The sequence below is a fragment of the Zobellia uliginosa genome (assembly GCF_018860745.1).
In the GTDB taxonomy this organism is placed as follows: Bacteria; Bacteroidota; Bacteroidia; order Flavobacteriales; family Flavobacteriaceae; genus Zobellia; species Zobellia uliginosa_B.
The window spans coordinates 364,023-383,467 of record NZ_JAHKPY010000014.1; the positions used below are offsets into that span (position 1 = coordinate 364,023).

17 protein-coding genes and 1 tRNA gene are annotated in these 19,445 nt (G+C 36.6%); 9 read left to right on the forward strand and 9 right to left on the reverse strand.

Going from position 1 to position 19,445, the window contains the following annotated elements; genetic code table 11:
* Positions 1–28: 28 nt before the first annotated feature.
* Together KO521_RS16495 and KO521_RS16500 are read right to left on the reverse strand one after the other, a co-directional pair.
* Positions 29–2,263, reverse strand: a complete 2,235-nt coding sequence (locus KO521_RS16495) for a SulP family inorganic anion transporter (RefSeq protein WP_215941012.1) — start codon at positions 2,261–2,263, stop codon at positions 29–31.
* Positions 2,260–3,123, reverse strand: coding sequence for a universal stress protein (locus KO521_RS16500; protein WP_215941565.1), 864 nt, complete (start codon positions 3,121–3,123; stop codon positions 2,260–2,262). Before KO521_RS16500 ends, KO521_RS16495 begins: the two co-directional genes overlap by 4 nt.
* Before the next feature lie 112 nt (positions 3,124–3,235).
* Here KO521_RS16500 and KO521_RS16505 point away from each other — a divergent pair, with 112 nt between their 5' ends.
* Entirely contained in the window at positions 3,236–5,104 is a 1,869-nt protein-coding gene (locus tag KO521_RS16505) for a cation:proton antiporter (protein WP_215941013.1), read from the forward strand.
* Between the two features lie 76 nt (positions 5,105–5,180).
* Here the strand turns inward: KO521_RS16505 and KO521_RS16510 are convergent, their stop codons facing one another.
* On the reverse strand, positions 5,181–5,414 hold the full coding sequence (locus KO521_RS16510; protein ID WP_215941014.1) for a GTP-binding protein LepA: 234 nt from the start codon (positions 5,412–5,414) through the stop codon (positions 5,181–5,183).
* A 254-nt stretch (positions 5,415–5,668) separates the two neighbouring features.
* On the opposite strand from KO521_RS16510, the gene KO521_RS16515 reads away from it, so the two are divergent.
* Entirely contained in the window at positions 5,669–6,034 is a 366-nt protein-coding gene (locus KO521_RS16515) for a hypothetical protein (RefSeq protein WP_215941015.1), read from the forward strand.
* A 53-nt stretch (positions 6,035–6,087) separates the two neighbouring features.
* Here KO521_RS16515 and lepA read toward each other — a convergent pair whose 3' ends face one another.
* Both lepA and KO521_RS20650 read right to left on the reverse strand, forming a co-directional pair.
* Positions 6,088–7,884, reverse strand: coding sequence for a translation elongation factor 4 (gene lepA / locus KO521_RS16520; RefSeq protein ID WP_215941016.1), 1,797 nt, complete (start codon positions 7,882–7,884; stop codon positions 6,088–6,090).
* A gap of 101 nt (positions 7,885–7,985) precedes the next feature.
* Positions 7,986–8,921, reverse strand: coding sequence for a helix-turn-helix domain-containing protein (locus KO521_RS20650; protein WP_215941017.1), 936 nt, complete (start codon positions 8,919–8,921; stop codon positions 7,986–7,988).
* 361 nt (positions 8,922–9,282) lie between these two features.
* Here KO521_RS20650 and KO521_RS16530 point away from each other — a divergent pair, with 361 nt between their 5' ends.
* Positions 9,283–9,654, forward strand: coding sequence for a hypothetical protein (locus KO521_RS16530; protein WP_215941018.1), 372 nt, complete (start codon positions 9,283–9,285; stop codon positions 9,652–9,654).
* A gap of 114 nt (positions 9,655–9,768) precedes the next feature.
* Positions 9,769–12,168, forward strand: a complete 2,400-nt coding sequence (locus KO521_RS16535; RefSeq protein ID WP_215941019.1) for an outer membrane beta-barrel protein — start codon at positions 9,769–9,771, stop codon at positions 12,166–12,168.
* Positions 12,169–12,366: 198 nt separating this feature from the next.
* Here the strand turns inward: KO521_RS16535 and KO521_RS16540 are convergent, their stop codons facing one another.
* A complete protein-coding gene (locus KO521_RS16540; protein ID WP_215941020.1) occupies positions 12,367–13,761 on the reverse strand; it encodes a radical SAM protein in 1,395 nt (464 codons plus the stop codon).
* Complete coding sequence (locus tag KO521_RS16545; protein ID WP_252730091.1) at positions 13,733–14,500, reverse strand: prolipoprotein diacylglyceryl transferase family protein; 768 nt, start codon at positions 14,498–14,500, stop codon at positions 13,733–13,735. The genes KO521_RS16540 and KO521_RS16545 overlap by 29 nt, the downstream gene beginning before the upstream one ends.
* Positions 14,501–14,567: 67 nt before the next feature.
* Between KO521_RS16545 and dusB the strand changes: the two genes are divergently transcribed.
* Complete coding sequence (gene dusB / locus KO521_RS16550) at positions 14,568–15,572, forward strand: tRNA dihydrouridine synthase DusB (protein ID WP_215941021.1); 1,005 nt, start codon at positions 14,568–14,570, stop codon at positions 15,570–15,572.
* 3 nt (positions 15,573–15,575) lie between these two features.
* Here dusB and KO521_RS16555 read toward each other — a convergent pair whose 3' ends face one another.
* Both KO521_RS16555 and rbfA read right to left on the reverse strand, forming a co-directional pair.
* Complete coding sequence (locus tag KO521_RS16555) at positions 15,576–16,769, reverse strand: ABC transporter permease (protein WP_215941022.1); 1,194 nt, start codon at positions 16,767–16,769, stop codon at positions 15,576–15,578.
* A gap of 2 nt (positions 16,770–16,771) precedes the next feature.
* Positions 16,772–17,164, reverse strand: a complete 393-nt coding sequence (rbfA, locus tag KO521_RS16560) for a 30S ribosome-binding factor RbfA (protein ID WP_215941023.1) — start codon at positions 17,162–17,164, stop codon at positions 16,772–16,774.
* Positions 17,165–17,235: 71 nt separating this feature from the next.
* Here rbfA and mce point away from each other — a divergent pair, with 71 nt between their 5' ends.
* From mce to KO521_RS16580, 4 genes are all read left to right on the forward strand, one after another.
* Entirely contained in the window at positions 17,236–17,640 is a 405-nt protein-coding gene (gene mce, locus KO521_RS16565) for a methylmalonyl-CoA epimerase (protein ID WP_215941024.1), read from the forward strand.
* Positions 17,641–17,750: 110 nt separating this feature from the next.
* Positions 17,751–17,824 (forward strand) — tRNA-Ile (locus tag KO521_RS16570).
* A 332-nt stretch (positions 17,825–18,156) separates the two neighbouring features.
* The gene (locus KO521_RS16575) at positions 18,157–18,735 is read left to right on the forward strand and encodes a hypothetical protein (protein ID WP_215941025.1); all 579 of its coding nucleotides are present in this window, start codon (positions 18,157–18,159) and stop codon (positions 18,733–18,735) included.
* A 146-nt stretch (positions 18,736–18,881) separates the two neighbouring features.
* Entirely contained in the window at positions 18,882–19,439 is a 558-nt protein-coding gene (locus KO521_RS16580; protein ID WP_215941026.1) for a helix-turn-helix domain-containing protein, read from the forward strand.
* The last annotated feature ends 6 nt before the right edge of the window (positions 19,440–19,445 follow it).

Here is a 19,445-nt window from a genome sequence, read left to right on the forward strand (position 1 = left end):
GGGTTAGAATTTTATAATGCTAAGTTAGTTATAAGTGGACAAGAACCTTACTACTTACCAACTCACAAAGTTGCTTACTAAAATATAGCATTGCTTTTATTTCCGTAACACTAAGCAGCCTTTCTTTTTTTAGAATAAGAAGAGAAGAGCCGTTAGATTCTATGTGATAGTAAGGGTGACTTTCTAAAAACAAAATTAGCTCATCTGTAAATAACATTTTTATGTCTTCTGCCTTCTCACCGCTCAAGTAAAATCTTTTGTTGAAATCAGGATGATGCTCAATGTCTATATCCTTAAAACCAGCTAGATTATATTTAAAATCTAAAAGACCTTCTTTATCTAAGGTAAAAACAGGAATTTCTGTTTCTAATTGCATGTGCACCACAGTGGTTTTTACTACCTCTCGGGCAATAAAAGCACCCTCTGTAAACTCTATGTCAAATAGATTGTACTTCCCTTTTTTATCGGAAAGGGTATTGTAGATATAAGGAATTTGACGTCTTTTAAAGAAAACAAAGCTTGTTAGAAATTCCGTTTTTTTGTTTTTCTTGGCGTTATAGGTCCATTTAAGTTCTTTCGCAGTACTTTCCAACAGTCCTTGCCTTTTGGTAAAATACCTGCCAATTTGTTTCAGTTTATTAATTGGGAGTACTTTTCTAATAGCAAAAGGGTGTATTGAATCCGCGCCATGTTTATCAAGACCAATAATCTCTATAGTGCCTCCTTTTTTGGCAAAAGTATCAGTGTAGTTCTCCAATCCTTCCATTGCAGTATGATCTACAAAAGAGCATAAAGAGAAATCCAAAATTACATTCTCCTTTTCTGGAATTACGTCTAATTTATTCTTCAGTTTATAAAAATTCAAGAAGTTACAGAAGTATTTAACGCTCACGTAGAAATTTCCTCCAACATTGCCCTGTTCCTTGAACATAAGTACATTTGGTTTGGAAATATGGCTAAGAAACAAGGATATACTTTTGTTCATGAATACATGAATAGCAAACGTTGTAAAAATACCGACGGTAATACCCGTAATTAAATTGGTGAATAAAGTGGTTAAAAGGGTGGCCAAGAATATGACAATCTGTTCTTTCCCGATTTTAGCAACTTTTTGAAGGGTTTTAGGTGTTGCCAGTTTATAACCCGTAAACACTAAAATTGCCGCTAATGCTGCAAGGGGAATACGCCGTAATTGGTCTTGAAACAGTAAAACAAAAAGAACCAAAAAAAGTGCGTGAAAAGAATTTGCAGATCTATTTGTAGCCCCATTATTTACGTTTACCGAGCTTCTTGCAATTACGGTTACTACATTTAAACCACCCACTAAACCACTTAAAGTTGTTGCTAATCCAAGAGCTTTAAGGTCTTTATTTACGTTGGAACGTCTACTAAGGGGGTCAAGCTTATCAACCGCTTTAATACTTAGTAAAGACTCAATACTGGCAATGAGTGTTATTGCCAAAACCACTAGGATAAAATCTTGTTCCAAAACTTTGGAAAAATCAGGGAAAGCCATATTGCTAATGGCATCGTCTGGGATATTAACCAAATATTCCGAACTCATCGGATAAGGCGAATCCGTCCAGACAAAGAAGTAGCTAAAGCCTATAGATAAGATTAAAATCCACATTGGGGCTGGTACCAAGTGGAAATAGGGGTTTCTTATTTTAGAATAAAAAACCATGATTAACAAACTGATAATACCAATAGCCGCTGCAACAAGCATACTGTTGTCCGGATTCTGAAATAGGGTAAAAATAGCTAAAGGTATTTTTCCCAAGAGTGCAATAATACTCCCGGAAGCCTCATTGTTCCCGACCATGATGTGGAACTGTTTCGATAAGATTCCGAGCCCTATGGCGGCAAGCATTCCCTCAATGGCCGAGGCAGGAAAAAAGTCGGCTAACCTGCCCATTTTAAGAAACCCTAAGAGCAACATTAAAATACCGGATATAACAATGGCTGCAAGTGTAAATAAATAGCCTTGATACATATCGCCTTCGCCAAGTGTTGTAATAGCTCCCAAAAGCACAATGACCAAACCATTACCGGGTCCGGTGATGGTGACGTTGGAGCCGCCCAAAATAGAAACTACCAAACCACCAACTACAGCTGCAATTATACCCGATATAGGCGGAGCTTCACTTGCCAAAGCTAGCCCTAAACCTAGTGGCAGGGCAATAAGAGACACTACAAAACCGGAAAATAAATTTTTGGGCAATGCTTTTACAAAAGATTTGGAACGGCTGGTTTTTGGCGTCAAATAGATTTTCTTATGATTAAAAGATCTGTTGGTAGGTCTGAAAGTATATATTCAATGTCATGTGGAAACAAACGATCCAAAAATCCGGTTTTAGAAGGTGCGTTCATAATCAAAAGATCCGCCCGGACCACTTGGGCATAATGCCCAATAGAATAACCTCTTTTGCCAAAAATACTCTGAGTTTTTACCGTAATAGTTTCCGTTAAATAGTCAGGTAGGCCAGTAATGATTTTGCGTACCCTAGACTCCTCCCTATGCTTTAAACGCTCTTTAACTAAATTTGCTTTTTTTAGTGATCGGTCATCTTCTACCGTAACATGAATTTCCTTTTGTAATATCTCTTCTACAATGGTTAATTTTTGAGCACCAAAGGCATTGGCGGCATAAAAAGCATTGCTTATGGCAAAATGGGTTTCAGGAGCATCAAGACCATTCACCACAATATGTTTACAAGGCACTCTTTCTGCAGATGGTTTTATAAGAAGCAATACGGAACAACATACTTTGCGAGTTAGTTTTCTTGCGATGGAACCCACATAAAATTTAAATTTATTTTCCTGTTGCAGTGCTCCAAGAATCAATAAATCAATTTTAGAATTGGTACAAACATTAGATATTATGCCATATGGATCCCCACTTTTCCATTTAATTTCTACTTCTAAATTATGACAATCTATGTCCCCAAGAATTGCATTGATCTGATTTGATTTTTTCTGTGATTTTTCTCCAACGTGCAATAATATCAGCTTTGCCTTAAAAAAATGCGCAATACGCGCAGTTTCAATCACATTTGCCTTCAAAGAAGGGGAGAAAGCGAAGCCAAATAAAATTGTTTCGAACGGTTGTAATTCTGATGCCATATCTGGGTAATGGGAGCCCAAGATAGTATAATTTAAAAAAAGGAATATCTTGACTTATTCAATTATAGTATTACAGATAAAATAGTTATTTTTCAATCTTAATGAAAAAGCTATGGTAGAACTTGCAGGAATTATCATTTTAGGAATATTAGCGCAATGGTTTGCATGGCGTTTAAAGTTACCTGCAATTCTCCCATTGATTCTTATTGGTCTGTTAGTGGGGCCAATAGCATCGCTATATACGGAAGATGGACAAAAACTTATTCAACCTATTTGGAACGGTGAAAAAGGGCTTTTTCCTGGGGAATCGCTCTACTTTTTTGTGTCACTTGCCATAAGTATTATTCTTTTTGAAGGCGGACTAACGCTAAAACGCTCGGAAATTAGAAATGTTGGGCCGGTAATAACCAAACTTATTACGATAGGATCATTGGTAACCTTTTTGAGTGCGGGTATTGCCGCACATTACATATTTGGGCTTAGCTGGCAGATTTCTTTTTTATTTTCGGCTTTGATTATTGTTACAGGACCTACCGTAATAACCCCTATCTTAAGAAACATTCCTCTAAAGAAAGATGTTTCGGCAGTACTGAAATGGGAAGGTATTTTAATTGATCCTATTGGAGCTTTAGCCGCTGTATTGGTGTTTGAGTTTATTAGTGTTGGAGAAGGGCAGGCCTACACAATAACTGCTTTGGTGGAGTTTGGTAAGATCTTACTCTTTGGCTTTACGTTTGGTTTTACTTTTGCCCATGCGCTGACATTCGTTATAAAAAAGAATTTTATTCCGCATTATCTGCTAAACGTAGTCTCTCTTTCAACCGTTCTTCTGGTATTTGTCATGTCGGATTCTTTTGCACATGAATCCGGTCTTTTGGCAGTAGTAGTTATGGGTATGGTTATGGGGAATACGGACCTTCCCAATATTAAAGAGCTACTCTACTTTAAAGAATCATTAAGTATTTTATTGATTTCTATCTTGTTTATCCTATTGGCCGCGAACATAAATATTTCCGACCTTGAATTGATATTCAATTGGAAAACTGCAGCGTTGTTCGCTATAATCGTATTTGTAATCCGGCCACTGGGGGTCTTTTTAAGCTCGGCAGGCTCTAACCTCAAGTTTAATGAAAAACTATTTATAGGTTGGGTTGGGCCAAGAGGTATTGTGGCCGCTGGTATTGCTTCGCTTTTTGGATCAAAACTCTTGGCAAAAGGTGAGCCAGGAGCTGATTTCATTACACCTTTGGTATTCGTAATTGTTTTGGGCACAGTACTCCTAAACGCTACCACTGCACGTCTTTTTGCCAAGGCTATCGGAGTATTTTTGACGAAATCGGAGGGAATACTAATCATTGGTGCCTCCAAAGCATCTCGTCTTATTGCAGATTACCTAAATAAAAATAATCGTCATGTAGTCCTAATAGATAATAACCAGACGAATATAAGTAAGGCTAAGAAATTAGGGCTTGAAGCTTTTACCGCCAATATTTATTCTGATTCATTAACAGATAATATAGAACTTAATGATGTAGGGTATCTTATGGCGTTGACCGGTAACTCCGAGATCAACAAGTACGCTGTAAATAACTTTAGTAAGGATTTTGGAGCTAACGGTTCTTTTAGGCTAGTAAATGCCGATGAGATGAACAACCCAGAGAACAACCCCAAGGAAGGTCTTTTTTCCCATACGGATGACTTTATAAAATTGACTGAAACCGCTCGTAAATATCCTGCGGTTCATGAGATTGAATTAAAGGATAAAGAGCATTATGACGCATTGATAGAGATTACCAAAGCAGACGAGAATATCGTTCCTATTTTTCTTAAGACGCCAAAAGGCGATTTACAGATTATATCAAGCTTCAGCACGGATTTTGAGGATATTACAGATAAATACCGATTAGTTTATTTAGGTAAAGTATTTGAAGTGGATGATACTCAGGATGAAGTTGAAATAAAACAAAATGAGGAGGAATAGTTACTGTGGCTTCCAGTATTGCAGCCAATCACTATAACTGCTCTACAACATCATATAAAGAAATTAAACCTCGTAATTAGCCAGAAAACGGAACGGTCTTGAACACAAAAATATCTATATCATCTTGCTTTACCTCTATAGGGTCGTTTGCTACAAGACTATAAAAATGTATAGATGACTCCCTTTTTATTTTATCTTCCAAAAGATTTATATCTATATCGCCACTCTCTTGCTGCCAGATGAAAATTGAATTCTGTTCCATAGGGATCATGCGGTGTTTGGCGTTAAAATGGGCAATGTACGTGGTCATCTTTTTGCGAAATAGTTATACAGTACTAAAACAGACACAACGCTTAAAAATTGTCCAGAAAATTAAATATTTGTAAGAAAAACAGTATTTTCTTGTAAGAATATCAGAAGTAATTGATTTCGAATAATTTATGATTTTGATGGTATATTTTAAAAACTTCTCTTTAGTATAGAGTAGTGAAAGCGTGGCAATATATTTAGCCCTGAACCGTTTTATTCCTACTTAAAGTGTAATATTCTTAAACCAAATCTATTATGAAGAAACTATTTTTATTTTTTGCATTAGCCAGCACAGTAGCATTTACAAGTTGTTCAAAAGACAATGATGATACTGATGCCATTGTGGGTACTTGGGTAATGGAATCAAGTTTTACTATTGGCGATAACACTACGAGTAATAGAGAAGAATGGGTGTTTAGAAATGATGCAACCGGTAATTATAAAGATGCAACAAATGGGGATGTTACGGATGAAAGCGCCTTTAGTTGGTCTAAGTCTGATGAAGGATATTTAGTGAACTATGCGCAAGAAGAATATTCAGATGAAACCTTTACAATAGGAGAACTATTGGGAAAGAATACCCTTGAAGAAGATGGCTATACTATTGCTATTAAGGAATAGCATTACAGAATTTTATATATAAAACCCCTTGTTCTCTTTAGCAAGGGGTTTTTTTAATCGTTTAGTTTTAACACAGCCATAAAGGCTTCTTGTGGCACTTCAACATTACCAACTTGGCGCATCCGTTTTTTACCTTTCTTTTGTTTCTCCAAAAGTTTACGTTTACGGGAAATATCACCACCATAACATTTGGCCGTTACATCTTTACGTAAAGCCTTCGTAGTTTCTCTAGAGATGATTTTTGCACCAATAGCAGCTTGAATAGGAATATCAAATTGCTGTCTTGGTATTAATTCTTTCAGCTTTTCGCACATTTTCTTACCAATGTTCACCGCATTATCAGCATGAATTAGGGCAGAAAGAGCATCTACCGGCTGGGAGTTTAGCAAAATATCAACACGAACCAGTTTAGAGGTTCGCATGCCAATAGGCGCATAATCAAAAGAAGCATATCCTTTAGAAACCGTTTTTAATCGATCATAAAAATCGAAAACAATTTCAGCTAATGGCATATCAAAATTCAGTTCAACACGCTCTGTTGTCAAATAAGTTTGATTGGTAATTTGTCCTCTTTTCTCAATACATAAAGACATTACATTACCAACGAAATCCGCTTTTGTAATGATGGTTGCTTTAATATAAGGTTCTTCAACACGGTCTATAGTAGACGGGTCGGGAAGATCCGTAGGGTTATTTACGATTAATGGCTTGTCCGGGTCCTTTCGTGTAAATGCGTGGTAGCTAACGTTGGGTACTGTAGTAATTACGGTCATATTGAACTCCCGCTCCAAACGTTCTTGAATAATCTCCATATGAAGCATTCCCAAGAAACCACATCTAAATCCAAAACCAAGGGCAGCACTGCTTTCTGGAGCAAATACCAAAGAGGCATCATTAAGCTGTAATTTTTCCATTGATGAACGTAATTCTTCAAACTCATCAGTATCTACAGGATAAATTCCGGCAAAAACCATGGGTTTTACATCCTCAAAGCCTTCAATTGGATTTTTAGTAGGGTTTGCAGCATCAGTAATGGTATCACCCACTTTCACCTCACGGGCATCCTTTATCCCTGTTATTAAATAACCTACATCTCCGGCTTTTACGCTTTGTTTGATTTCTTGTGTCAACTTTAAAGTTCCTACTTCATCTGCATAATAGTCTTTGTCAGTAGCTACAAATTTTATTTTTTGTCCTTTTTTGATTTCGCCGTTAATTACCCTAAAATAGGTTTCAACACCACGAAAAGGATTGTATACGGAGTCAAATACCAAAGCTTGTAAGGCTTCATCCGGGTTACCTTTTGGTGCAGGCACATGTTCAATAATCGCTGCAAGAATTTCTTCGATACCAATACCTGTTTTAGCACTTGCAGGAATTACATCTTCGGCTTTGCAACCCAAAAGGTCTACAATATCATCTGTAACTTCTTCAGGGTTTGCACTCGGTAAATCTACCTTGTTCAAAACCGGTATAATTTCTAAGTCGTTCTCTAGGGCAAGATAAAGGTTTGATATAGTTTGAGCTTGAATACTCTGTGCTGCATCTACTACCAATAAGGCGCCTTCGCAAGCGGCTATAGACCTAGAAACCTCATAAGAGAAATCTACGTGGCCTGGAGTGTCTATTAGGTTTAGAATGTACTGTTCACCTTTGTAGGTGTAGTCCATCTGTATGGCGTGGCTTTTTATAGTAATGCCCCGTTCTCGCTCTAAGTCCATACTGTCTAGTAGCTGCTCTTTTTTCTCTCGGTCCGTTACCGATCCGGTAAAGTCCAACAAACGGTCTGCCAAGGTACTTTTACCATGGTCAATATGGGCTATGATACAAAAGTTTCTAATGTTCTTCATTGATGGTGAGCTCATTTAGGCAAGCAAATTCTTTTACATTAAGTTGGCAAAGATACGTTATTTTAATCCTGTTTCCTCAAACAGAGAAGGCTCAAGGTGGTTTAGGGTTTGTTTGTGTTATTGGGGGAATTAAAATAGTTCGTACAATACTGTCCCGGGGTACAGTTATGGGCTTTTTTAAAAGCTCTGTAAAATGCGTTTTTTGAATTAAAGCCGCATGTATGTGATAAAGCTTCAACGGAATAGGTGCTAAGATAATTGTTCTCTATTTTTTTAACTGCATATGTAATACGCATTTGATTGATGTAATCGTTAAAATTGTTGTAGCTAGACTCACTAATAATTTGTGATATTCTCCTGGCCGGCATGTCCATAGCTCTAGAAAGAGTATCTACTTTTAGGTTAGGATTTAAAAAGCATTTTGTCTTGTTCAGGTAATTTTCTAGCTCGTAGAATAGGGATTCATTGTCTTGAATCGAACAATGATAAGAAGCATCTTGATTATTAAACGATAGGTGGGGAAGACCAATCAATAGGCGAGGATTCCAGAGTAGATAGCAGGAAATAAATAAAAAACTGATACAAACCAAAAGACTTAGGACGGTTTCTGAAATATGCGCCTTTGAAATAAAACCATTGATCATTAAACGGTTGGAAAGATGCATCAAAACTATTAAAACGGTATAAACCACTTGTATTGTTGTCAAATCATATACCCATTTTTTAACCAGGACAAATTGTTTAGAAGCAGGACGCTGAATATTCTTAAAAAACGATAAAATTAGACGCCATTGCATAATCAGATAAACAATGGGAGATAGCAATCTGCAGACCATGTTCACCCACTCAGGAAGCAGCCCTTCTTGATCTAAATAACTTTTAGAAAAATCTTTAGTTACCTCTAGAACTAATTGGGATTTATCTTCTAAGTTCATGAGATAAAAAGGCAAATAGTTTATTGTAAAAAGCAGAAAGGGAATAAGATGTACCATATCTGTTTTTCTGAATAAACTTTCTCCGTTCAGAAGTGCACGCACGTATAAATAGGTTAATGGGAAAACTAGAAAAAGAAAAGGTACCTGTATTTTGTATAAGAAGGGAAAGTAATTAATAGTTCCAAGTACAATAAAAAGGTGGAAACTATTACAAAAGGCAATCAGAAAAAGTAAAGCGGTCAATAAATGACCAGAAAATGAATTGTTTTTATTTAGTCGAAAATGGATAAGAAATGCTGTGAAAAGACAAAAAAGGACTCCGGTAAATTGAAGAAGGTCTTTGAGCATAAGAATCGATTTCGATAAAGGTGTTCGGGTTGTTACCATTTCTGGAATAGTAACATCTGTGATAGCATGTGCTATTAAATTTAAAGCTAATTTAATGAGCAAACAAGCATAATTTATGTTAATTCCAGACTATGATAATGACAAGTTTCTTTATAAAGTAAAGAAATGGGGAGAATTAAACCCGGATATTCGTTTGCTCATGTATACAGACCATACAAAAGAGATGAAAGAGGTTATACCGTATCATTTTTCAGTGATTATAATGGTTCGGGAATATTTAGAGTTCACTCAGAAATTGGGCTGGTTAAAGTTTTTTGGAAAAGTTGATAAGTACAGTGTAACCCATACCGATGAAGAAAGTATTATAGAAGTAAATTATGAAGATAACATTAAAGTTAAGTATGTTGTTGTAGAGTCCAATACATCTCAGAACAAAAGCTCTGAAGGTGACCACAAAATCTTGATGAACAAGAAAAAGAAGGAATAAACGCACTAAATCTCAATAATTAGCTACCTAATAATTATGCGCGCATAATATTTCTGTTCATTATGTAGGATTTTACTTAAAATATGTTAGTTTTGAAACAGAACCTAATACGCTGTGAAAAACTATATTTGTCCCCTAATTTTATTTTTTAGCTGTAATGTCGTGCTATATTCTCAAGACTTAACCATAACCGGTACAGTCCAAAATCAAGGAAATGAGGTTATTGCTTATGCCAACGTTCTTTTGTTGAAGGCGTTAGATTCTGCATTAGTTAAGGGTGCTTCTACCAATGAAGATGGCACCTATAGAATCACAAATCTTACTAAGGGAAATTACTTACTAAAAGCCAGTTTTATTGGTAATGAAAGTAAAGTAATGGCTCTAAATCTTGATGCCGATATAAAACTATCGCCCATAATTGTAAACGATACGGACCAGAGACTAGATGAGGTAGTCGTAACTTCTCTTAAACCAAGGTTGGAACGAAAAATAGACCGATTGGTTTTTAATATTGAAAATACGGCCTATGCTGATGGAGATGTTTGGGATGTACTTAAAATTACCCCTAGTGTAATGGTTATTAGCGATAACCTAAGTGTAAAGGGAAGCACAGAAGTAGGAATACTAATTAACGGTCGAAAAGTGAACATACCTCATGATGATATTGTAAATCTACTTTCTGGTACCTCTGCTGCAAATGTTCAAAAGATTGAAGTGATAACCAATCCTCCAGCAAAATACAGCGCGGAGGAAAGTGTGTTGATAAATATTGTAATGAAAAAAAATGTAATTGCAGGTTACAATGGCGCCATTTACAATAAATATGCGCAAGGAATTCTTCCAAAACACACCATTGGCACAGATCATTTTTTTAAAGGAAAAAAAGTTCAACTATCTCTTAATTATAACTTCAACCATGATAGAGATGTTACATATTATACGGACATCACCAACTTCCCTAATGATGATAATAGCTCCAAATGGTCTGCAGAGCAAGAGTATCTTAATAATAGCAGAAAACACAATTTATCGTTGTTTTTTGATTATGACCTGAGTGCGAAAAGCAGAATAAGCTTTAGTTCAATAACACTTTGGCAACCAGGTAGAGATCGGTCTTATGATACAGAAACCCAAGTTGCTGGAAATGAGCTGTTGTCGCGTTTTTCAACTCTGAACAATTCTAACCAACAAAAGTTAAATACATCTTATTATATAGACTATATACAAGATTTAAATAAAGAGGGATCTCAAATATCTTTTAATGGTCATTTTACCCATTACAATGAGGATAAAGATCAATTGCTTGAGTCTGTTTTTTTTGACAACAGTAATAAGGCCTATGGAAATAATGATTTTACAACCAATTCCAATCAGCGAATAAATCTATACAGTATTCAGGGAGATTATGAATCACCCTTGGGAGAGTCCGGTAGAATAGAGTCCGGTCTTCGGTATGCGGGTATAGCGTCTAATAGTAGTATTGTTCAGCAAGGTTTTGACAGGGACCAACCAGGAATTGACCCGTCTGAAGTGGGAGATTTTGATTATGATGAATCCATATATGCAGCATATATTTCTTATAGTAATAACTGGAATCGTTGGAATCTAAAAACTGGTCTACGCGCAGAATATGCTGAAGTAGAAGGAGAATCCTCTGCGGTAGAACTCTTTAATGAACGAAAGAATTTTGAGTTGTTCCCGTCTTTTTCAATTCAATACACACCAAATAAGAAACACGAATTTAATCTCTACTATTTTAGAAAAATCAGTAGACCAAGGTATTATGATGTTAATCCTTTTCAAACCTTTCAAAGTACTTTTTCCACAATTGAAGGTAACCCGAAATTGTTGGCGGCAACCCGCTTTTATATAGCAGGTGGGTATACATTTGATAAAAGCTATACGATAGAGTTGTTTTATAAAAAAGAAAAAAACGGATTATCAGAGTTAATTTTTCAAAATAACGATAACAATTTACTTCAGTTCATATCGTCAAATCTTGACCAGGAAGAATCTTATGGTTTGGACTTTTCTATCAGCAAAGACTTTGGTAATTTTTACAATTGCTACGTATTGACAAGTTTTTACAGAGAAATGATAGACTTCACCAATGTCAGCACTAATTCTCTAGTAGAGCTAAATCAATTTAGTTGGATGTTAAGAAACAGTAACAGCTTTTCACTTTTAAGTGACAGGACGCTTTCTGCTGACATAAATATAATTTATACTTCTGCATTGCTCTCAGGTAACTCTAAATTTGATGCGTTTGGAGCGGTGAACTTCATGATGCGTAAGACTTTTTACAATAAAAAGCTAAGCGTATCGCTAGGTGTTGACGACATTTTTAACCAAGGCAACCAATTCAATACCAGAAATTACGAAGATCAAAACGGAACCTCACTAAAGAAAGGTGAAAATCGTTTGTTAGTCATGGGGCTACGCTACAAATTCGGCAACTCCAAAATACGTGACAACCAAAAGTCAAAAAGAGTAGATGAACGTAATCGTATCTAGGCATATTCAATACTATCTACTTTGTGTCCAACGAAAAATTACTCAGCATAATACCGCAAGTCCCAAAGCTAATGAGGAGGTAAACACCGGTAAGAATAAAGAAAATCTTTGCCATTTTATTATTTTTTCTAATTAGGCCAACTATAGCTAGAATTAGAAAAATTATGGGCGGGCCTATCATTAAAAATACAAGTGTGATCATGCCAGTTCGTTTTGCAGTTGTTCTAAATGATTCACTTTATCATCTCTATAAAACAAGTTCATTGTTTCAAAAGGAATGATTTTATAGTCTTTATTCACAATGTGCACACATGATTTTTTAATGGCGCGAACATCAAAATTATGAGCGTCTATAAACTGCATGATGATAATCCGGAACAGATTGTCATACCCAAGTTCTGGAGCATCAATTTCAGGCAAACAGCACATAATACTCTTCAGGTTTTCCGAAGCCTTTTCAACGGAATTTCCTGTGCTAAAGAGTTCAATCATCTTACCGTGTAAAGCCTCGTCTTGCTCATAGATTATAGTATTCTTGCCCTCGTTCAATAAATCGTCAGGATTAATATATCGCGTAAGCGGACTCACCTCATCTCCTAATTTTAGGGCATAGGCCATTACCAATGCATCCGGATTACAGGGTACGGGAATAAGATCATCACTCTCAAAAATTGGGGATTGTTCAAGTATTTTTCTTCGTACCTCGGTAAGGGTAATTCTGTTATCATCTACCTCAAAATTTTCTAAACGCCCAGCAACCTGAGTAGGTTGAAAAGTTACACCGCGAACGCATTTTTGTTTTATCGCAAAGTCTATTGTCTCTCCCATTTCATGGTCGTTCAATCCTTTTCGCAAGGTGATTACGAGTGTTGTAGAAAGGTTCAGTTTATTAAGGTTTTCCAACGCTTTTAAGCGGATTTCAGCTAAATCGGCTCCTCGTAGTGTTTGAAGTACTTTATTGTCAAGTGAATCAAACTGCAGGTAAATTTCAAAATCGGGAGCGTAGGTTGCCAACCTCTCTGCAAAGGCAAAATCTTTGGCAATTTTAATGCCATTGGTATTGACCATCAAATGTCTAATGGGCAAAGTTTTGGCATAATCCATTATTTCAAAAAACTGTGGATGTATGGTAGGTTCGCCACCACTTAACTGCACAACATCGGGCTCACCTTCGTTCCTTACAATAACATCAAGCATCTTTTTAATTTCCTCCAAAGTACGATGCCTCCCATAATTTGAAGAGGAAGACGCGTAACACGTAGGACAGGTAAGGTTACAGCGGTCCGTTAGTTCAACAACGGTTAAACAGGAATGTTGCTCATGATCTGGGCAAAGACCGCAATCATACGGGCATCCGTAATGGGTTTTGGTATTAAAGGTCTTTGGGTATTCAGAAGCCTTGTTGTAGTTTCTAATGTTCTTGTAATATTCAACATCATCTGCAATAAGCACTTTACTTTTGCCGTGCTCCTTGCAGTTTTTTAGCATATATACTTTATCGTTCTCAAAGACGATTTTAGCATCTACACGTCGTAAACATTCTGGGCAAAGACTAAGCGTAAAATCATAATAGGTGTAGTTTTTTGAGGGCATAGGCAGTTGCTTGGCGAATGGTTTGTTGGTAATATAAGAGACAAATTAAGCATAATATCTGAATGCTACTTAAGCCCAAGGTGAAATAGGTATTAGGTTTCAAGAACTCAATTAAGAATCGAAACGTAAAGTATAAAATCATAAAAATCTTGAAAAGCATTCCACTTTCCAAGGGTTGTGAAAATTTTTGAATTCGCTTCAAAAGAATAAATAAAAGTAACAGGAAAAATACTTCGTAAAGGGCAATGGGGTGTCTGTTTAGACCATCACCTAGGTTCATTCCCATAAAAAATGAAGTCTCTTTACCATAAGTGAATTCGTTTGTACCCGCTAAAAAGCACCCTACTCTTCCTAGGATTATACCTAGTAGGATAGGGAAGGAGAAAAGGTCTCCAGAAGACTCTTTTTCGTCAATCATCAACTTTGCCAATTCTACTCCCAGCAGTCCTCCAAAAAGGCCGCCCATGATGGTTTTATTGTTCATTAGGGCCATCCAGCCTTCTTGGGAATGTAGTATAGGATTTTCTAAAAAAGCTACAATTCTAGAAAGCAACAATGCACCAAAAATTGCCCCGATGATTATGGAAAGCCTATTGGTAGAAGAAATAGAATCCGCACTTCGGTTTCGTAGAAAGACATAATACCTAAAGGCAGTAAAAAACGCCAGATACTCTAGAATAAGGTGCATATTCCATTTTATACCAAAGAGTATAGGTTCAAAAGGCAGGGTTATATCCATAGGTCTTAACAAAGATAGTTAGGTTCTACATTTTAATGGCTTGTAGATATATTGTAAATTTGCGGCCATGCCAAAAATAGGAGACATACAACTGCCTGATTTTCCGTTGCTTCTTGCGCCAATGGAAGATGTAAGCGACCCACCATTTCGTGCTCTCTGTAAAGAGCAAGGTGCGGATGTGGTGTACACGGAATTCATTTCTTCGGAAGGATTGATTCGAGATGCCGCCAAGAGTGTCATGAAGTTGGATATTTACGAAAAGGAAAGACCGGTAGGAATTCAGATTTTTGGCGCCAATTTGGATTCAATGTTGCAATCTGTAGAGATTGTAGAAAAATCAAAACCGGATATCATAGATATTAATTTTGGTTGTCCCGTTAAAAAAGTGGTCAGTAAAGGTGCTGGGGCCGGTATTTTGAAAGATATTGATTTAATGGTATCTCTTACCAAAGCTATGGTGGAGCACACTAAACTTCCTATAACGGTAAAGACCCGATTGGGTTGGGACGATGATTCTATTAAAATAGTTGAGGTGGCAGAACGTTTACAGGATGTAGGTTGTAAAGCTATCGCAATTCATGGTAGAACCCGCGCACAAATGTACAAGGGTGATGCAAATTGGAAACCCATTGCCGATGTAAAGAACAACCAGCGCATGCATATACCCGTTTTTGGTAATGGTGATGTAAATACACCAGAGGCAGCCGTGAAAATGCGGGATGAATTTGGGTTGGATGGCGCTATGATCGGTCGCGCCAGTATTGGTTACCCATGGTTTTTTAATGAGGTAAAACATTTTTTTGAGACCGGAACGCATAAGGCCCCGCCAACTATGCAAGAACGTGTAGATGCTGCTCGTCGTCACTTACAGATGTCAATAGATTGGAAAGGTGAAAAACTAGGTGTTTTTGAAACCCGTAGGCATTACACCAACTACTTTAAAGGTATACCTAATTTTAAGGAGTATCGTATGAAAATGGTAACTAGCGATGATTCCGTAGATGTATTTTCTGCTTTTGATGAGGTGCTTGAGAAGTTTGGCGATTATGATTTTGCTTCCGCTACGAACTAAGGTTTAGATCGAAATCATTTTTTTAGTAATTCTACTACTAGCTATTTTAGAGGCAATTACCCCTAAAATAAATATGGTACCAAAAACTATCAAAACATTTATAAATTGATATTCTACTGGATACGGAAGACTAGGTATAATTTTTAGCCATCCAAAGGCTATTTGAGACCATATTAAAAGCGAAGCTAATCCTATACCCATAAGTCCGCCAAGACCTGTAACCAATACTCCTTGTACAAAATAAATACGTCGCAATTCTTTCAAGGTTGTACCTAAACTATAAAGCGTTTTCAGGTTTTGTAGTTTATCCAATATCATCATGATAATGGCACCTACTACATTAAAAAGGGCGATGATCAAGACTAAGGTAAAAACGAGGTAAGTTGCTAAATTTTCTGTATTTAGCATGCGGTGTAACGTACTATTAAGTTCCTGCCTATTTTTTAAAATAACAGCGTTACCTAGAACCGTAGCAATTTTACGTTTTACATCCGGGATACGCTCTTTGTCCTTCACTTTAAAATTCACGCCGGAAACCTCATTTGTCTTTTTCTCCAGTAAATGTTGAACCTCGGAGAGCTGAGTAAAAACATACTTTTTATCTAGGTTTTCTTCCACGGAATAAACCCCGGTAAGAACTAATGATTTGGTCTTTAAGGATTTTTGGGTGAGCGAGCCTTTTCCTGGCTTAAGGGCCAGAACTACAAGTGGATTTCGATACTGATTAATTGTTAACCCAAGAATGTTCGTTACACCTATACCGGCCACAGCTTCTTGGCTGTTAATGCGCCATGTGCCGTATAATAGCATGCTATCAATCCCCATAACATTGGTATAATTGCTATCGATTCCCTTTATAAAAGCAATATGCCCTTTTTCTCTATGTTTTAAATAGACTTTTTCTTCTAATTCTTTAGAATAAAAGGCGAGACCCTCAATATTAGCGAGTTGTTTTTCTTGGTCCGGAGAAATAGAAAAGAATTTGCCGGATGCAGGTAAGGCCTTTAAATCCGGGTCAAATGTATTACTGAAAGATAAGCTGAAGGTCTTTAAACCCGCAAAACCGGAAAGCACCACAAAAAGAGCTGCAGAACCTATAACCGTTACCAAAAAGGTAATGAAGTTGATGACGTTTACTGCATTTTGGCTGCTTTTAGAACGAACATAGCGCTTGGCGATGTAGAATGGAAAATTCAATCTTACATCTTTTTTCTTTTGTCCAAAAGATCTCTGTTCTCTATTGGATTTTCTACGCGTTTCAGGGATTTCTCTATGTTTTCGATATAATCCAGAGAATCATCCAAAAAGAACAAAAGCTCAGGAACCCTGCGTAATTGATTCTTTGTACGCTGAGAAAGTTCGTGCTTAATTAGAGGCTGATTAGATTTTATACCTTCCATAAGCTCTTTAGCATCTTTGTTCGGAAAAATGCTAATATATACTTTGGCAATAGAGAGGTCTGTAGTAACCGAAACTTTCGAAACCGAAATCAACGTACCTTTTAGTCCTCCGTCAATGGCGGCACGCTGTAAGATATCTACGATATCTTCCTGTATAACCCCCGCAATCTTTTTCTGTCGTTGTGTTTCCATACCGCAAAAATACGGAGAAATAGCGTAATTTAGGGGGATAAACACTGTAACGGACAAAATTCACCCTTCATTTGGAAAAAATAGAACACATAGGTATTGCCGTAACCGATTTAGAAGCGGCCAATGAACGCTACGCCAAGCTATTAGGTAAGCCACATTATAAGATTGAAGAAGTGCCTACAGAGGGCGTACGCACATCATTCTTCATGACAGGGGACAGCAAGATCGAACTTCTAGAAGCTACGGATTCAACGGGCCCAATCGCCAAGTTTTTAAATAGGAATGGTGAAGGCATGCATCACATTGCTTTTGCCGTAGATGATATTAAAAAAGAATTGATAAGATTGAAGGCGGAAGGTTTTACTTTGATCAATGAAAAACCTAAAAAAGGAGCTGACAATAAGCTAGTTGCTTTTCTGCATCCCAAGAGCAGTAATGGGGTCCTGATAGAATTATGTCAAGAAATAATTAAGTAGGAATAAAATAGCTTGCACCACCAAAAAATAAGTAGTAATATTGCAGTCCAATTTTCGCTCCTGTAGCTTAGTTGCTACAAGAAAAAATTGAAATATTGAATTTTATAACCGGTCCTATAGCTCAGCTGGTTAGAGCACCTGACTCATAATCAGGTGGTCCCTGGTTCGAGTCCAGGTGGGACCACAAAAAACCTCTCAGAACAACCGTTCTTGAGAGGTTTTTTTAGTTAGTTACTCAAAACAAATGTTCAATTGCGATAGGTCGTATAGGAATTAAGATAAAACTTTTAGATTTAGTTGGGTACTTCTCTCTTATGAACACGGACTATTTCATTCATATTGAAGGCTTTAATGTTAAATTCAGCTTAAAGTAAATTTAATTTTTATTACGAATAGCGATATTTAAATACCCAAGTACAAAATGAATGTAATATACAGCGACAGATGTACAGCACCTACTTATCCATTTTAAGTATAACAAACATCCAATCAAAAGGTGTAGCGTTAAAATTATTTTTGAGTAAATTTTTATTTGTCGCTTTACTGTTTACTGCAACCCATAGCCATTCGCAAAAATCACAAGAAGAAGAGCAAGATTTTAAATTTAAGCGTATTACTATAGGGACACGTTTTTTGGCATTTATTAGCAATTATGGAGAAAAATCAGAATTAGAGGTAGACAATCCTTATGATTTTACTGACGGTACCAAGCTTACCGGGTTAAATATTTCAGTCAACTACAATATTATAAATGGTCTTTCTGTAGGTGTTGGAAGTGGCATCGAAAAATTTACGCAACCCAATTTTAACTATGTACCATTATATACAAGAATAGCTCTCAACGGAGGTGTAGAAAGAAGTAGTTTTCATACGGAGCTCCAAATAGGAGGGCACTTTACAAATAGTAGTAAAAGAGGCGGTTTTCATAGGTTTTTACTGGGGTATCGGTTTCGGGTTTATAAGACTGTATTTTCTGATGTTTCAATAATTTATACTTATCAGAATTTAGAACAATCCTTTGACAACTCACAAAGGTTGTATGATACCTATAATTTTGAAAATGTGGGACTTTCTGTGGGGATTGATATTAATTGAGCATCAAAAATTTTTGAGTGATTTTACTTCCTTATCACGGGGATAAATTGAAATTTTTCACCTCAAACCCCGACAAACTAGACATCAAAATCTACCTTGTAAAAACCTTGGTACATAGTTGTATTAAGTAACAGAAAAGAAAGAAGATGAGTGAAACATTCTACATAAAAAACATGGTCTGTAACCGTTGTATCGCCTCGGTTCTAGATATTTTTGGCAAGGAAGATTATACTGTAGAGTCTGTAGAACTAGGTAAAGTAAGTGCGGCGGCAGGTAAAAAAACCAATAAGTCTGCCTTAGACAGGAAATTAAAAGAAAAAGGTTTTGAGCTTATAGACAACGAAACCGAAACACTGGTAGAGCAAATAAAAGTGAAATTGATAAGCAAGATCAAATCAGGTGAAACGGAGCACCTTTTTCTATCGTTAGCGGAAGAATTTAATAAGACCGAAACAGCGCTGAGCAAGTTGTTCAGTAAATCGGAAGGAATGACTCTAGAGAAATACACCATCAATCTAAAGATTGAAAAAGTAAAAGAATATATACAATTAGGGCAGCTTAACTTCTCCGAAATTGCATATTCCTTAAATTATAAAAACAGCAGTCACTTAGCGCGGCAGTTCAAAACCAGTACAGGCATGTCTATGACCGAGTATAAAAACCTAAAAAGCTGGAATAGAAAAACGCTGGACAAAATTGTATAAATAAGA

Excerpts from the sequence above, each read along its gene's own strand:
- KO521_RS16500 (WP_215941565.1), bottom strand. The coding sequence starts at position 3,123 with ATGGCATCAGAATTACAACCGTTCGAAACAATTTTATTTGGCTTCGCT.
- KO521_RS16510 (WP_215941014.1), bottom strand. The coding sequence starts at position 5,414 with ATGACCACGTACATTGCCCATTTTAACGCCAAACACCGCATGATCCCT.
- KO521_RS16580 (WP_215941026.1), top strand. The coding sequence starts at position 18,882 with ATGAGTGAAACATTCTACATAAAAAACATGGTCTGTAACCGTTGTATC.
- KO521_RS16515 (WP_215941015.1), top strand. The coding sequence starts at position 5,669 with ATGAAGAAACTATTTTTATTTTTTGCATTAGCCAGCACAGTAGCATTT.
- dusB (WP_215941021.1), top strand. The coding sequence starts at position 14,568 with ATGCCAAAAATAGGAGACATACAACTGCCTGATTTTCCGTTGCTTCTT.
- KO521_RS16505 (WP_215941013.1), top strand. The coding sequence starts at position 3,236 with ATGGTAGAACTTGCAGGAATTATCATTTTAGGAATATTAGCGCAATGG.
- KO521_RS16540 (WP_215941020.1), bottom strand. The coding sequence starts at position 13,761 with ATGCCCTCAAAAAACTACACCTATTATGATTTTACGCTTAGTCTTTGC.
- KO521_RS16545 (WP_252730091.1), bottom strand. The coding sequence starts at position 14,500 with ATGGATATAACCCTGCCTTTTGAACCTATACTCTTTGGTATAAAATGG.
- rbfA (WP_215941023.1), bottom strand. The coding sequence starts at position 17,164 with ATGGAAACACAACGACAGAAAAAGATTGCGGGGGTTATACAGGAAGAT.
- KO521_RS16530 (WP_215941018.1), top strand. The coding sequence starts at position 9,283 with ATGTTAATTCCAGACTATGATAATGACAAGTTTCTTTATAAAGTAAAG.
- lepA (WP_215941016.1), bottom strand. The coding sequence starts at position 7,884 with ATGAAGAACATTAGAAACTTTTGTATCATAGCCCATATTGACCATGGT.